Raw genomic sequence first — 15,028 nt, 5'->3', positions numbered from 1 at the left:
GGACCGAACTGAGATGCCATCACCCAGCTACATCGACCCGCTCAACGGCAAGCTCTATCCGCTGGATGTCCCGCGCTGGTGCTCCGACGAGGGCAAGCCGCTGCTCGTCACAGCGCTGCCCGGCATCTCCCGCGACGAGATCGAGCGCGGGACGCGGTCGCTGTGGCGCTATCGCGCGGCGCTGCCGGTCGAGATCAAGCAGCCGATCACGATGGGTGAAGGCTGCACACCCGCGGTCGAAAAGGCGTGGGGCGATCTGCGGCCGCATTTCAAGCTGGAATGGTTCAATCCGACCTCGAGCTTCAAGGATCGCGGCACCACGGTGATGCTGTCCTTCCTGCGCCAGCTCGGCGTCGACGCGGTGCTGGAGGACTCTTCCGGCAATGGCGGCGCGTCGGTTTCGGCCTATGGCGCGGCGGGCGGCATGCGGGTCAGGATCCTTGCGCCGGCGACGACATCGCCGATGAAGGTGGCGCAGATGCACGCCTTCGGCGCCGAGGTGCAGCTGGTCGAAGGCCCGCGCGAGGAATCCGAGGCGGAAGCGATCCGCCAGTCGAAGCAGATCTTCTACTCCAGCCACAACTGGCAGCCCTTCTTCCTGCAAGGCACCAAGTCGCTGGCCTACGAGATCTGGGAAGACTTTGGCTTCACCGCGCCAGACAATGTCATCATGCCGGTCGGCGCCGGCAGCAGCCTGCTCGGCTGCTATATCGGCTTCAAGGAGCTGCTCGCGGCCGGACAGATCACGCGGCTGCCGCGGCTGTTCGCGGCCCAGCCGCTCAACTGCTCGCCGGTCGATGCCAGCTTCGTCGCCGGCGTCGATACGCCGGTCGATCGCGCGGTCCGCAAGACCATCGCCGAAGGCACCGCGATCAAGCATCCGCTGCGCTTGAAGCAGATGATCGCGGCGCTGAAGGAGAGCGGCGGCGGCACGGTCGCGATTCCCGAAGACGACATCGTCGCCGCATTGAAGCGGCTGGCGCGTACCGGCCTGTTTGTCGAACCGACCTCGGCCTCGGCCGCCGCCGCGCTCGACGTCCTGAAGGCGCGCGGCGCGATCCGGCCGGCGGAGCGCACCGTCGTCATCATCAGCGGGACCGGGATCAAGGCAGCCGGGCTGATCACCGAATTGCTGGGCAGCTAATCGGCCCGCAAATCGATCGCTACGTCAGCTTCCCGCAGCTGCCGCGCGCGTCGGCGAGGCGTGCGCCCGGCCGATATTGTCGAGGAACTGCCGCACGCTTTCCCGCCAGGTGAAGGTCAGGGCGTGGGCGCGGCATTGCTCGCGCGGCACCAGCAGCGCGCCGAGTGCCGCGCGGCGCAGATCGTGATCGAGACAACCGCAGCCCGACTTGCCGATCACGTCGAGCGGCCCCATCACCGGAAAGGCCGCAACCGGCAGGCCACTGGCCAGCGCCTCGAGGATCACCATCCCGAACGTATCGGTCAGACTTGGAAACACCATGACGTCGGCGGACGCATAGACATCGGCGAGCGCGCGGCCCGTCCGCGTGCCGAGAAAATGGACGTGCGGAAACCGGGTCTGCAAACTGCCGCGCAGCGGCCCGTCCCCGACCACGACTTTCGAGCCCGGCAGATCGAGATCGAGAAAGGCGTCGAGGTTCTTCTCGACCGCGACGCGGCCGACATAGAGGAACACCGGCGCCGGGAAGGCGAGCGGCCGCTCCGTACGGGGACAAAACAGCTCGGCATCGACGCCGCGCGACCACGGCATCAATTTGCGGAAGCCGTGCGCCTGCAGCGCCTGCTCGAGCGATGGCGAGCCGACCATGATGCCGTCTCCGCTATTATGGAAACGACGCAACGCCGCGTAGCTCCACCGCAGCGGGACCGGCAGCCGCGCGGCGAGATATTCGGGAAAGCGCGTGTGGTAGCTGGTCGTGAACGGATAGCCGCGTGTCCGGCAGACATGCCGGCTGATCCAGCCGATCGGACCTTCGGTCGCGATGTGCACCGAGTCCGGGCGCGCAACCGCGATGGCGCGCGCGATTCGCCCGATCGTCGGCAGCGCGAGCCGGATTTCCGGATAGCCGGGCAACGGCACGGTGCGGAAATCGGCCGGCGTCAAGAAGAAGATTTCCGCGCCGAGCGACGGCGCTTCACTGGCGAGATATTCGAGCGAGCGGACCACACCATTGATCTGCGGCCGCCAGGCGTCGGTTGCCACCAGCACGCGCATCAGGCGACCGCCTGCGTGAGCGGAGCGAGGCCTGCCCTATCCAACGCTGCCCGCGCTTCCGTCCATCGGACGATTTCAAACTGCCCGTCATGGCGCTCGACCACGCTCGTGCACGACTCCACCCAATCCCCGGTGTTGATGTAGCGGACGCCGAAATCGTCGTGCAGCGCCGCGTGGTGGATGTGGCCGCAGATCACGCCTTGAACGTTGCTGCGCGCGGCCTCCGATGACAGCACCTCCTCGAACCGGCCGATGTGGTTGACCGCATTCTTGACCCGCAACTTCGCCCAGGACGAGAACGACCAATAGCCGAACCCAAATCGGCGCCTGATCCAGTTGAGCCAGACGTTGCAGGCCAGCGCGGCCCGATAGCCGACATCGCCGATCAGCGCGAGCCAGCGCGCATGCCGCACCACGAGATCAAAATGATCGCCGTGCACGACGAGGTAGTCGCGACCGTCGAGGCCACGATGGATCGCCCGTTCGACAATCTCGACGCCGCAGAACGCCGCGCCGGCATAGTCACGCAGGAACTCGTCGTGATTGCCGGGAATGTAGACCAGGCGACGGCCCCGTTGCGCGAGCTCGATCAGCTCCCGCACGACGGCATTGTGCGCCGTGGGCCAGTACCAGCTCGACCGCAGACACCAGCCATCGACGATGTCGCCGACCAGGAACACGGTTTCGGCATCATGGTGGCGGAGGAAGTCGATGAACCGCTCGGCCTGGCATCCCCGGGTCCCGAGATGTACGTCGGAGATGAACAGGCTCCTGACCTTGACGACATCCCGCGGCGCGGCCCACCTCGCTTCCGCGCGATCGCTTGCCCCATGCATCGCAAATTGGGACTCGACTTTGCCGCCGTCCGGTCGAAACGCCGCCGCCATGGCCTCGGCCAATCCCGCGAGAACCTTCGTGACATCGCGGCTGGCGCATCGCCTGAAGATCGAGCGGTGCCAATAGATGCCTGCGATAAGCACCAGCAGCGCGAACTCGGCCGCGCGATATCGCCCGCCGGAAGCAGCGTGACCGAACTGATAGCTCGCGGCCAGGACCAGCAGGGTCGCGGCTGCACGCTCGAGCGTATCCGAGCCGGGCCGCAGGCGGGACAGCAGGGCTCTCATACGCCTTCCTCCACCGGCAAGCGTGAGGGGAGTGCGCGCGGCTCCCCGAGAGGGCGCGGCGCGAGCGAGCGTTTGTAGAAGCGAAATCCGAGGAAGAGCGCAACCTCCACGGCGACCAGGATGACCACCACCCAGAACCCGAGGCTGACCGGATCGTGGCTGCTGCCGCGCAGGGCATAGCCCAGGGTGAGGAACGGCATGTTCCAGATCACAGTGCCGATCGCCGTCGCCATCACGAAGGCGCGCGGCTCCAGCCGCAGCACGCCAGCGGGGAGTGCAAGGTAGATCCGCACGGTGGGCAGCGTCTGACCGATCAGCGTCACCCAGAAATGATTGCCGCGATAGGCGTCGGTGAGCTGTCGATAGAGCGACGGCCGCAGCAACACGAACTTGCCATAGCGCGCCACCAGCCCCTCGATGCGTCGCGAGCCGAGCGCGCGCCCGAGCCCGTACCAGCCGACGGCACCGACGACCGACCCGGCGCTGGTCGCGAGGATGGTCATCGCAAGCATCGTGCCGTCGGAGACCGTCAAGCCGAGCAGCATCAGCAGCACGTAGGACGGCAGCAGCGGAATGAACTTCTCGGCGATGGCGAGGCAGCCGATACCCACCAGGCCGAAGTGCAGAAACATCGCGATCGTGCTCGACGTGTCCATGACGCCTCGATCAAGCGTGGGAGTGGCGGCGGCTGATCCGGTACACGGAAGCCGGAGGCAGGTTGAGGAACGTCTGTCCGATGCAGCTCGCCTGCAGATCGAGGCGATCCAGGATCGCGTCTGCGACAGGACAACGCGGACCATAGGTGATCTGGTAGAACGCCCCGCCGGCGCGAAGATAGCCGAAGGCGCCGTGGAGGATGGTTATGACTTTCTCCGGCGGCATCATGAGGAGTCCGAGGCCGCTCACGACCGCACCGACCGGCGCTCCGTCGAACAGCCTTTCCCTCCGCAGCCAGGCCGCGTCCATCCAGAGCACCCGCGCGCCCGGGAAGCGCCGCTGCAGCAGCGGAATGAATTCGGAGCCGTACTCCACCAGTGTCAGATCCTGCTGCCTGACGCCGCGCTTCAGCAACGCGCGGGTGAAGACGCCCGTGCCGGGGCCAAGCTCGAGCACGGGGCCGGTATCCGCGGTGATCTCCTGCGCCATGAGCGACGAGACAGCGGGCCCGGACGGCGCGACCGCGGCGACACGCAACGGATTACGCACCCAGGCGCGGACGAACGGCAGGATGTCAGCGGCCGACATGCTGGAGCTCCCGCACGATGAGCGCGCAATCGGTCTGGCACCACGGATTCATTAACAAGGCCATTCGCGTGTCTTTCGCATTGCGGGTGCCCACCATCATGTGTGGCACGCTCCCGCCGGTTGAGCAGTGTCGGTCGGCGTCGAGACGATTCGACCGTCCCGATGCACGCCTCTGTCTCATGCGAAGCTTGCGTCAGCCTGTCGCGAATGCGCGCGCGTGCGAAATTTCGCTCCGCGACGCATTCGCGCGGAGAAAACCGCAAGGTTGCCGCAATGAATCGGGCATAAAGCCGGCGGATCGAATGACGAACCGATGCAGAGGTAAGGACGACGAATGCGCGTGCTGTTGGTGGAGGACCAGCCGGACATGGTCGCGGCGCTGCGTGCGGCACTCGCGCGCCACGACATGCTGGTCGATCACGCGCCGGATTTGTCGGAAGCCGAGGCGATTGCCGCTGCGGGAAGTTACGACGCCATCGTGCTCGACCGGCAATTGCCTGACGGCGACGGGCTGTCGCTGATTCCGAAACTGCGCGCGAGCGGCAACACCGTGCCGGTGCTGGTGCTGACCGCCCGCGGCGAGCTCGCGGACCGGGTCTCGGGTCTCGATAGCGGCGCCGACGATTATCTCGGCAAGCCGTTTGCGTTCGAGGAGTTGCTGGCGCGGCTGCGCGCGCTGTTGCGCCGCCCCGCGAGCGTGCAGGAGCATACCGCGCGGATCGGCCGCCTGTCGTTCGACTTCACCCATCGTGAGGCCAGCGTCGATGGACATCCCCTGGAGATGCCGCGTCGCGAGCGGCTGGTGCTCGAGACGCTGTTGCATCGGATGGGACGCATGGTGCAGCGCTCCGCGCTGATGGAGGCGGTCTACGGCCTCGACGACGAGGTGCAGCCCAATGCGCTCGACACCCATGTGTCGCGTTTGCGCCGCAGGCTCACCGAGGCCGACGCCGGCGTCACGATCAACGGCGTTCGTGGCCTCGGCTATGTGCTGCGGGAAACACCGTGAGCGTGCTCCGACCGCGATCCCTCACCTGGCGCCTGGTCGGACGCCTCGCGGGTCTGCAGGCCGTTGCGTTGACCCTCCTGATCCTGCTGATCGGGGCCGCCGCGATCGGGCTGCTGCGAGCGGGACTGCTGATCGGCGAGTACGAAGGCAGTACGCTCGATACGCTCCGCGACGCCGTCGCCCGCGATGAAGCGGGCGGACTGACGCTGCGCCAGACGCCGGAACTGGCCGCCTTGCGCGCCGAGCACGCCGATCTCTGGTTCGTCATCCGCGACGCCGAGGGACACCAGTTGGCCGAAGGCGCGGTGCCCGCACAATTCGCGCCGATCGCCTCAGCGCTCGATCATGTGAGCGAGGCGCGGCTCAAATGGAATGCAGCGGAAGCCACGCGGCCCGCGGGTCTCGTCAAATGGGTCGATACCTCGGCGGGACAGATCCAGATCCTGACCGGCACTTACGGCCAGCTCTCGATGTGGCGCGCGCTGGAGAGCACACCGCTGCTGTTCCTCAACATGATCCTGCCGATCGTCGTGTTGATGACGCTGGCGACGCTCGTCGCGACCCCGTTCGTGGTACGCCGGGCCATGAAGGGCCTCGCACAGGTCGCGGCGCAGGCCGAGCGTATCGACATCGATCAGCGCGGCGCGCAGTTGCCGCTCGACGAGGTGCCGATCGAGATCACCCCGCTGGTCAAGGCCATCAATGCCGCACTCGACCGCCTCGACAAGGGTTACGAACGCCACCGCCGCTTCCTCGCCGATGCCGCGCACGAGCTGCGCACCCCGATCGCGATTCTCTCGACACGGGTCGCTTCGCTGGAGGCCGGACCGGAGAAGACCCATCTGCTCGAGGACGCGACACGCCTCAGCGTCATGGCGGGCCAATTGCTGGACCTGCAACGGCTCGATCAGCGCGCCGACACGTTCGGCCAGGTCAATCTCGTCGGCATCGCGCGGCAGGTCGTCCTCGACCTCGCGCCGCTCGCCTTCGCGGCGGGATATGAAATGTCGTTTGAGCACGACGTCGAGACGGTCATGGTGAGCGGCGACCAGACCTCGCTCGAACGTGCCCTCACCAATCTCGTGCAGAACGCCATCGACCATGGACAGCGGCGTGGCACGATCCTGGTTCGGGTGACGGCGACCGGTTGCATCGAGGTCTGCGACGACGGCGACGGCATTCCGCCCGACGAGCGCGAGCAGATCTTCGAGCCGTTCCGCCGGCTGCATCCGGGCGGACGCGGCGCCGGCCTCGGCCTCGATCTGGTGCAATCCATCATGCGTCTGCACGGCGGCCGGATCGAGGTTGATCAGGCGCCGTCCGGCGGCGCCTGCATGCGCATGGTGTTTCCGAAGGTCTAGCCCGCTTTGCGCAGTTTCAGGGCCTCGTAGAATGAGGTCTCGAAATTGATGTAGCCGATGAAGGATGTCGGATCACCAAACGGCAGGATCTGCGTCGCCCAGAATCCGCCGAAACCGTTCTGGCGATCGATCCAGTAGAACAGGTTGGCGAGGCCCGCCCAGCCGAGCGCACCGGCGGGGCGGCCGGTCGGAGCCTGCTCGTCATTGATCATGAAGCTGAGCGCCCATGATTTCGACTGGCCGGGGAAGAACTCAGCGTCGTTGGCGAGCGAGGTGATCACGCCGGTAATGGCGGTAACCTTGTTGTTGCCGAGATGATTCTTCTCCGCCATCCGCACGGTTTCGGCCTTCAGGACCCGGCCATGCTCGCCGGCGCCGTCGTTCAGCCACATCCGGATGAAGCGCATGTAGTCGCCGATGGTGCCGTAGAGTCCGTGGCCGCCCATATGGATTTCCGGATTGGCCGGCAGCTCGAAATCCATCGGCGTGAGCGAGCCGTCGGCGTTGCGGGCGTGAATCCCGGCGAGCCGGCGGCGCATCGCATCGGTGAGCTCAAATGCCGTGTCCTGGATTCCGAGCGGCTCGAATATCCGCGTCTTGAAGACCTCGCCGAGCCGCCGGCCCGTGATCGCCTCGACGATCTGGCCGCACCAATCCAGGTTGGTGCCGTATTCCCATCGCTCGCCGGGATCGAACAGCAGCGGCGTCATCAACGAAGCCTTGGACGCCGTGATCACGCTGGGCTGCCCCTTCTCCTGTGCGAGGCGGTTGTAGGTGTGATTGATGAAGTCGTAGCCCAGGCCTGCGCTGTGGACCATCAGCATGCGCGTGGTGATGTCGCGCTTGGGCGCACGCAGCCGTGGCTCGCCCCTGTCGTCAAATCCCTCGATGACCTGGAGCTTGCCGAGGTCGGGCGCGTAGGTCTTGGCCGGCGCGTCGAGATCGAGCTTGCCCTCCTCGACGAGTTGCAGCACGGCCGTCGCGGTGATCGCCTTGGTGGTCGAGAAGATGGCGAACACGCTGTCGGTCGTCATGTCCGCGGCCTGGTCGAGGCGGCGCTTGCCGGCGGCGCCTTCGTAGATGTTGCGATGGCGGTCGGTCACCATGGCAACGACGCCGGGAACGCGCGGGTTGGATGTCACGACGCCGTCGAGAATCGCATCTGCTGCCGCACCGAAATTCGTGCTCATTGTCTTCCTCCCATATTCTGCTTTGTGATGTGATCAATCGTGAGCGGCGGTGCGGTCATCGAAACCGCAGCGCCGGATCGCGATCAAGCGCTATTGCACGGCGAAGCCCTGATAGCCGCTCGCAGCGACCTCGTCGCATTTCTGGCGGTAGGTGCCGACGCCGCCGCAATAGGACAGCACCCGGCGCGGCTTGCCCTCGACATTCGAGCCGAGATACCAGGAGTTGGTCTTGGCGATCAGCGTTGCGTTGGCGGTCTCGTCGTGATGCGCCACCCACTGATCCTCGGCGTCCCTGGTCGGCTCGATGACGTTGAGGTTCTTGCCGCGCAGATATTTGATGCAATCGGCGATCCACTCGACCTGCTGCTGCAGGCAGGTCGTCATGTTGCAAAGCGCGGCCGAGGGCGCGAGCGGCACCGCTGTCGTGAACAGGTTCGGATAGCCATGGACCTGCAAGCCCATCGTGGTGCGGATGTCCCTGCCCCAATCGTCCTTCAGCGATCGTCCGTCGCGACCGCGGATGTCGATGCGCGTCAACGCCCCCGTTCCGGCGTCGAAGCCGGTGGCCAGGATGATGACGTCGAACGCGTGCACCGTGCCGTCGGCGGTCTGGATGCCGTCGGACGTGATGCGGGCGATCGGATTGTTCTTGACGCTAACGATCTCGACATTGGGCCGGTGGAAGGCCTCGAGGAAATTGCTCTCCAGCGGCACCCGGTGCGTGCCGAAACCATAGTCGGACGGAATCAGCTGCTCGCACAGCCTGGGGTCCTTGATCCGCTCGCGCATCTTTTCGCGCACGAACTCCGTGATCTCGGCGTTGATGGCTTCGTCGAAGAACAGTTCGGCGAAGGACGAAACCCACAGTTTGAGCGATCCGTCATTCCAGCAGTCCTCGATCACCTGGCGGCGCTGCTGCGGCGTCAGGTCGACCCAGGCGTGCTCGAAGTCGAACTCGAATCCGGTGAATGTCTTCGGCAGCCGTTCGCTAAGGAATTTGAATTTCGACTTGTAGGCCTCGGCATCCGCCGCATCCCATTTCGGGTTCTTCATCGGAATGATGTATTGCGGGGTGCGGATGAACACCTTGAGATGACCGACCTCGCCGGCAATCGACTGGATCACCTGGATTCCGGTCGCGCCGTTGCCGACCACGCCGACACGTTTGCCGGCGAGTTCGATCGGTCCCTTGGGCCAGCGCGCGGTGTGGAACAGCTCGCCCTTGAATGTCTCCTGTCCCGGAAAGGATACGTGCGGCGCCGAGAGCATGCCACAGCAGGTGACCAGAAATTGGGTATCGATCACATCGCCCTGGTCGGTCGTCACCAGCCAGCGTTGCGTCGCCTCATTGAAATGCGCGCTCTTGACCGTGGTGCCGAACTGGATGTCCTTCCTGAGGGCGAGGCGGTCGGCGACGTAGTTCAGCCAGCGCTCGATCTCCGGCTGGCCCGGGAACCGCTCGCTCCAGCTCCAACCCTTGTAGAGTTCTTCGGAGAACAGGTACTGATAGGTGTGGCCTTCGGAATCGAAGCGTGCACCGGGGTAGCGGTTCCAGTACCAGGTGCCGCCGACGCTTGAACCCGCATCGATCGCCCTCACGCTCAGCCCCTGCTCGCGCAGACGGAACAGTTGGTAAAGACCGGCGACGCCGGCGCCGACGACCACGGCGTCGAGCCTGGTCGTTGCACGCGCACCATTGCTTCCATTCGACCTTGTGACGGTCTCGGTCATCGTGTCCTCCTGTTGTCTTGCTTCGCACGCGCTCATACCCGCCGTGTCGCCGGGCGATGGTGCGTTGCGTCAATTGGATCTCGGCCACTGGCGTTGTCGCCGAGACGCAGAGCAGGCTACGGATTGTGCAACCGGGCGGCTTGGATGAAACCGACAATCTCTGGAACGCGGCCGTGCAATCGCGCATCGGCCGTTGGTCGCCTTGGCAAACGGCGAAAGCGGCCTATCCTGCGCTCAGACGTTCGGCCAAGAAGAAGCGGTCAACCGCGCTACGGATTCCACGGAGGAGGCTCGCGGGATGGGCCAATTGATCACGGTCGAGGAGCTGCCGCGCTATGCGCCCGGTGAGCTGAAGCTGGACAGCGCCTCAGTCGGGAGGAGCGACTTCCGGCTGCGGATTTTCCGCTACAAACCATCGGATATCTGGGTTCCCCCGTCGGAAAACTTCCTGCTCGTGCTCTATCGCGACGGCGTGACGTCGATGAATCGTCGCGTCACCGGCGCGTGGAAGCAGGATCACGTCGGTCGCGGCGTCACGTCGTTGCTGACCCGCGCCGAGCCATCAAGCTGGCACTGGAAAAACGACATCGAGGTCACCCATTTCTATATCGCCCCTGCACTCATGATGAAGACCGCGAGCGATGCCTTCGACCGCGACGCCGAGGCGATCGAGCTTCACGACCTGCTCAAGGCGGAAGACCCGATGCTGACCTGGATCAACGACCAGATGGTCCAGGAGGTTGCCGCAGCCGGTCCGGGCGGACGCCTCTGCTATGACGCGCTGGCGCTGCAGGCCAGCGTGCACATCCTGCGGAAATATGCGGCGATCGAATTCAAGATGCCGTGCGCGCAAGGACGCTTTCGCCCGGCACATGCGCGCTTGATCGAGGACTATATCGAGCAGAACATTTTCCGGAACATCACGCTGGAAGAGCTCGCGAACATCTGCAATTGCACACCGATCCAGTTCGCCCGCAAATTCCGCGTGCATTACGGCACGCGGCCACATGCCTATGTCCTGAGGCGCAAGGTGGAGCACGCGTGCCAGCATCTGCGCAAGGACCGCGTTGCCCTGAAGGAGATCGCGCTGCTGAGTGGCTTTGCCGATCAGAGCCACCTCAATCGCGTCTTCCGCCAGCACATGAACGTCACGCCGGCGGAATACCGCCGGCAAGTCTGCGAACATTCCACACAAGCGTGAGACCGTGGCGCCGGCAGGCCCGCGGCCGGCTCACACCGGCGGCGGGTTCAGCCGCGCAAAGCCTTCCTGGATTCGGTAAGGGTAGTACGGATAAGCCGGCATCACCGCGCTTGCCTTGTCGAGACGCGCGATCTGGTCCGCCGAGAGCGACCACCCGACTGCGCCGAGGTTGTCGCGAAGCTGCGTCTCGTCGCGCGCGCCGATGATCACGGACGAGACACTCGGCCGTGCCAGCAGCCACGCAATCGCAACCTGCGGCACGCTGCGGCCGGTTTCTGTGGCGACGATGTCCAGCGCGTCGACGATCGCATAAAGCTTGTCGTCGTCGACCGGCGGTCCGAACTGCGCGGTCTCGTGCAGACGGCTGTTCGCCGGCAAGGGTTGCCCGCGCCTGATCTTGCCGGTGAGCCGGCCCCATCCGAGCGGACTCCAGACCAGCGCGCCGACGCCCTGGTCGAGCGCGAGCGGCATCAGCTCGGATTCATAGTCGCGGCCGACCAGCGAATAATAGACCTGGTGCGCCACATAGCGCGGCCAGCCGTGCCGGTCGGCAACGCCGAGCGATTTCATCAGATGCCAGCCGGAGAAATTCGAGGCGCCGACATAGCGCAGCTTGCCGGCGCGCACCAGCGCATCGAGGGTCGACAGCACCTCGTCGATCGGCGTGAAGGCGTCGAAGGCATGAAGCTGCAGGAGATCGATATAGTCGGTGTTGAGCCGCTTCAGCGCGGCATCGACCGAAGCGACGAGGCGGTATCGCGACGTGCCGGCATCGAGCGGGCCGTCGCCCATCGGCAGGCCGGTCTTGGTCGAGATCAAGACCTTGTCGCGGCGGCCCTTGAGCGCGGCGCCGAGGATCTCCTCCGACGCGCCGTTCGAATAGACATCGGCGGTGTCGAACAAATTGACGCCGGCCTCGAGGCAGATGTCGATCAGCCGTCGCGCTTCGTCGACGCCGCTGCGGCCCCAGGCCGAGAACAACGGTCCCTGGCCGCCGAAGGTGCCGGTGCCGAAGCTGAGCACGGGGACCTTGAGGCCGGACGCACCGAGATTGCGATATTCCATCGTCATACTCCTTTGATGATCCGGTTCATTCGGCCGGGCACTGCGTGGCGAGGACGACCGGCCGGTCGAGGCGCAGGCTCCACAGCGCGAGCAGCAGCCCGACCGCGGTGATGACGGCAGCCACCAGCGGCAGCGCGCCGAGACCGAAGCCACGATCGATGGTGACGCCGCCGGCCCAGGCGCCGAGCGCGTTGCCGAGATTGAAGGCCGCGATGTTCAGGCTGGAAGCCAGCGTCCGCCCTTCCGCACCGGCGGCTTCGAGCACGCGAAGCTGCAGCGGCGCGACGGTTGCAAACGCCGCGATGCCGAGCACGAACAAGAGTACGACTGCCAACGCCTTGATCGAGATCACCGCCGCCAGCGCGACCAGAACGGCGGCAAGGCCACCGAGCGACACCAGCAACGCACGCGCAACTCCCTTGTCGGCGAGCCGCCCGCCCGCGACATTGCCGATCGCAAGGCCGGCGCCGAACACCAGCAGGATCGGCGACACCGCGGCGTCGGAAAATCCGGTGAGACGCGTCAGGATCGGCTGCACATAGGTGAAGACCGCGAACAGCCCGCCGAAGCCGAACACCGTCATGGCAAGCCCGAGCAGGACCTGCGGACGGCCAAGCACGGCAAGCTCCTCGCGCAGCGGCGCGGGCTTGTCGTTGGCTCCGACATGGCCGGGCACCAGCACGGCCAGCACGATGAACGCGATCACGCCGATCACGGCCACCGCCCAGAACGCCGCGCGCCAGCCCAGCATCAGGCCGAACCAGGCGCCGAAGGGAACGCCGAGCAGGGTCGCGATCGTCAGCCCGATGAACATCGTGGCGATCGCCGACGCGCGCTTGTCTTCCGGCACGAGGCTTGTCGCGACCACCGAGCCGACGCCGAAGAAGGTGCCATGCGCCAGCGACGTGAGAATGCGCGCAGCCATCAGCAGTTCGTAGTTCGGCGCCAGCGCGCAGGCCGCGTTGCCGAGCGTGAAGATCGCCATCAGTGCCAGCAGCACCGCCTTGCGTGGCATCCGCCGCGTTGCCAGCGTCAGGATCGGCGCGCCGACGAACACGCCGAGCGCGTAGCCGGAGATCAGCAGGCCCGCGGCGGAGACCGACACATGCATGTCGGCAGCGACCTGCAGCAACAGTCCCATGATGAGGAATTCGGTGGTGCCGATGCCAAAGGCACCGGCGGTCAAGGCAAGGACTGCAGCAGGCATGTGTCGCTCCGGAGGGAAGGATTCCGCAATGCGACATAGCGGCCCGGACGAGGAAGGATTAGAATGGCCGCAATCCAATCATTTGTGACGTGAATTCAAGATGTCCCGAACAGACACCAACCGCTCCGGGGAGATGGACGTGTTCGTCCGCGTCGTCGATCTCGGCGGCTTCACGGCGGCGGCGAACAGCCTGCGCCTGACGCCGTCGGGCGTCAGCAAGCTGGTCTCCCGGCTCGAGACGCGGCTCGGCACGCGGCTGGTCAACCGCACCACCCGCAAGCTCCAGCTCACCGAGGAGGGCCAGGCCTTCTACCAGCGCGCCCAGCGCATCCTCGCCGACATCGACGAGGCCGAACGCGAGGCCGCCTCATGCGTGCCGCGCGGCCATCTCACCGTGAACAGCAACATCCCGTTCGGCATGCTGCATGTGATGCCGCTGCTGCCGCGCTTCATGGGAGAGCATCCCGACATCACGCTCGACATCGTGCTGACCGACACGCTGGTCGATCTGATGCAGGCGCGCGCCGACGTCGCGATCCGGGTCGGCCCGCTCGGCGCCTCGCGGCTGATCGCGCGCAAGCTCGGCACCAGCCGCATGGTGGTGGTCGCCGCACCGTCCTATCTCGCGCGCTTCGGCACGCCGAAGACCCCGGCCGACCTCGCCGCCCATCGCGGCATCGGCTGGACCTTTCCGCGCAGCATACGCGGCTGGCCGTTCCGCCGCGCTGAAAAGATCGAGGAGGCGCTGCCGCCGCCGGTCGCCCGCGTCAGCGACGGCGAAGCCGCGCGCCAACTCACGCTCGGTGGCATCGGGCTCGGACGGCTGGCGCTGTTTCACATCGGACCCGACATCGAGGCCGGGCGTCTGGTGCCCGTGCTGCAAAATCTCAATCCCGGCGATCGCGAGGACATCCACGCGGTCTATGTCGGCCACGCCGGCCCGCTGCCGGCGCGGGTGCGGGCGTTCATCGATTTTCTTGCAAGCAATGTCCGCATCGGCGATCCGGCGCTGCGCCGTGGCGCGGATGGGAAATGGAAAGTCGTAAGCGACAAGTGAGCATTTGATGACGAACGAAACCTCGGTCTTGCAGACTGTCACCGAATCGATCCGGATCGCTGCGCAGCCAACGCAGGTGTGGGACGCGATCACGGGTCCCAAAGCGGGCGAGACATGGCGCAACGCGCATTTCAACACCGATTGGCAGATCGGCGCGTCGATCGAGATCGAGGCGGAGATCGGCGTGAAGCGCTATCGCGACAAGGGCCACGTCCTCCGTGTCGAACCGCCGTCACGGCTCGAATATTCCTATTGGTCGCAGGTCTCCGGCCTGCCGGATATTCCGCAATCCTATGCAACAATCACGATGACGCTCGCGGCTGACGGCGGTGAGACGTTGCTGACCGTCACCCAGCAGGTGCCGCCGTCGCCGATTCGGCGCGGGGACGGTTGGGAAATCGGCGCCGATTCCGGTGCGAAGCACGTCGCGTTCTACTGGCGCATGACGCTGCCGCGCCTGAAGCAGGCCGTCGAGCAAGGACGCGCCGCGCAATAGCGAGGTCTCGAAAGCGCTCTAGCCCGTCTTATTCATGATTGCCGGGCGGGGCAGCTGGAACATTTCCGGTCGGGGTGAAGGCGCGCGCGAACGCTTCGGCTTTTTCGCCGCTTTTCGACCCGACTTCGTGAACGCGTTGGAG

At 65.8% G+C, this 15,028-nt stretch carries 14 protein-coding genes; 6 read left to right on the top strand and 8 right to left on the bottom strand.

What is annotated here, in order from left to right:
• The first annotated feature begins 13 nt into the window (after nucleotides 1-13).
• Nucleotides 14-1,144, top strand: coding sequence for a threonine synthase (locus tag AC066Y_RS38435; RefSeq protein ID WP_478278401.1), 1,131 nt, complete (start codon nucleotides 14-16; stop codon nucleotides 1,142-1,144).
• Between the two features lie 24 nt (nucleotides 1,145-1,168).
• Here the strand turns inward: AC066Y_RS38435 and AC066Y_RS38430 are convergent, their stop codons facing one another.
• The 4 genes from AC066Y_RS38430 to AC066Y_RS38415 form a co-directional block, all read right to left on the bottom strand.
• On the bottom strand, nucleotides 1,169-2,200 hold the full coding sequence (locus AC066Y_RS38430; protein WP_478278400.1) for a glycosyltransferase family 4 protein: 1,032 nt from the start codon (nucleotides 2,198-2,200) through the stop codon (nucleotides 1,169-1,171).
• The gene (locus AC066Y_RS38425; RefSeq protein WP_478278421.1) at nucleotides 2,200-3,036 is read right to left on the bottom strand and encodes a UDP-2,3-diacylglucosamine diphosphatase; all 837 of its coding nucleotides are present in this window, start codon (nucleotides 3,034-3,036) and stop codon (nucleotides 2,200-2,202) included. Before AC066Y_RS38425 ends, AC066Y_RS38430 begins: the two co-directional genes overlap by 1 nt.
• A 284-nt stretch (nucleotides 3,037-3,320) precedes the next feature.
• Nucleotides 3,321-3,980, bottom strand: coding sequence for a DedA family protein (locus tag AC066Y_RS38420; protein ID WP_478278399.1), 660 nt, complete (start codon nucleotides 3,978-3,980; stop codon nucleotides 3,321-3,323).
• A gap of 10 nt (nucleotides 3,981-3,990) precedes the next feature.
• Nucleotides 3,991-4,569 carry a class I SAM-dependent methyltransferase gene (locus tag AC066Y_RS38415; protein ID WP_092121744.1) on the bottom strand — a complete coding sequence of 193 codons (579 nt, stop codon included), beginning with the start codon at nucleotides 4,567-4,569 and terminating at the stop codon, nucleotides 3,991-3,993.
• A gap of 334 nt (nucleotides 4,570-4,903) precedes the next feature.
• On the opposite strand from AC066Y_RS38415, the gene AC066Y_RS38410 reads away from it, so the two are divergent.
• On the top strand, nucleotides 4,904-5,578 hold the full coding sequence (locus tag AC066Y_RS38410; protein ID WP_478278398.1) for a response regulator transcription factor: 675 nt from the start codon (nucleotides 4,904-4,906) through the stop codon (nucleotides 5,576-5,578).
• On the top strand, nucleotides 5,575-6,939 hold the full coding sequence (locus AC066Y_RS38405) for a sensor histidine kinase (RefSeq protein WP_478278397.1): 1,365 nt from the start codon (nucleotides 5,575-5,577) through the stop codon (nucleotides 6,937-6,939). The genes AC066Y_RS38410 and AC066Y_RS38405 overlap by 4 nt, the downstream gene beginning before the upstream one ends.
• Here the strand turns inward: AC066Y_RS38405 and acmB are convergent.
• Both acmB and AC066Y_RS38395 read right to left on the bottom strand, forming a co-directional pair.
• Nucleotides 6,936-8,129, bottom strand: a complete 1,194-nt coding sequence (gene acmB, locus AC066Y_RS38400; protein WP_478278396.1) for a methyl acetate hydrolase AcmB — start codon at nucleotides 8,127-8,129, stop codon at nucleotides 6,936-6,938. The two genes, AC066Y_RS38405 and acmB, sit on opposite strands and share 4 nt — an antisense overlap.
• Before the next feature lie 90 nt (nucleotides 8,130-8,219).
• Nucleotides 8,220-9,860, bottom strand: coding sequence for a flavin-containing monooxygenase (locus AC066Y_RS38395; protein WP_478278395.1), 1,641 nt, complete (start codon nucleotides 9,858-9,860; stop codon nucleotides 8,220-8,222).
• A gap of 298 nt (nucleotides 9,861-10,158) precedes the next feature.
• On the opposite strand from AC066Y_RS38395, the gene AC066Y_RS38390 reads away from it, so the two are divergent.
• Nucleotides 10,159-11,061 carry a helix-turn-helix transcriptional regulator gene (locus AC066Y_RS38390; RefSeq protein ID WP_478278394.1) on the top strand — a complete coding sequence of 301 codons (903 nt, stop codon included), beginning with the start codon at nucleotides 10,159-10,161 and terminating at the stop codon, nucleotides 11,059-11,061.
• Between the two features lie 30 nt (nucleotides 11,062-11,091).
• Here the strand turns inward: AC066Y_RS38390 and AC066Y_RS38385 are convergent, their stop codons facing one another.
• A complete protein-coding gene (locus AC066Y_RS38385) occupies nucleotides 11,092-12,126 on the bottom strand; it encodes an aldo/keto reductase (protein ID WP_478278393.1) in 1,035 nt (344 codons plus the stop codon).
• A gap of 25 nt (nucleotides 12,127-12,151) precedes the next feature.
• Complete coding sequence (locus AC066Y_RS38380; RefSeq protein WP_478278392.1) at nucleotides 12,152-13,333, bottom strand: MFS transporter; 1,182 nt, start codon at nucleotides 13,331-13,333, stop codon at nucleotides 12,152-12,154.
• A gap of 100 nt (nucleotides 13,334-13,433) precedes the next feature.
• Here AC066Y_RS38380 and AC066Y_RS38375 point away from each other — a divergent pair, with 100 nt between their 5' ends.
• Together AC066Y_RS38375 and AC066Y_RS38370 are read left to right on the top strand one after the other, a co-directional pair.
• Nucleotides 13,434-14,390 (top strand): LysR family transcriptional regulator, encoded by a 957-nt coding sequence (locus AC066Y_RS38375; protein WP_478278391.1) that lies wholly within the window; start codon nucleotides 13,434-13,436, stop codon nucleotides 14,388-14,390.
• A 7-nt stretch (nucleotides 14,391-14,397) separates the two neighbouring features.
• On the top strand, nucleotides 14,398-14,886 hold the full coding sequence (locus AC066Y_RS38370; RefSeq protein WP_092121721.1) for an SRPBCC family protein: 489 nt from the start codon (nucleotides 14,398-14,400) through the stop codon (nucleotides 14,884-14,886).
• Nucleotides 14,887-15,028 lie beyond the last annotated feature (142 nt).

It is taken from the genome of Bradyrhizobium sp. USDA3010 (genome assembly GCF_056429065.1).
The sequence above is the reverse complement of the archived record's forward strand: the minus strand, read 5'-3'. Positions and strand labels throughout refer to the sequence as shown.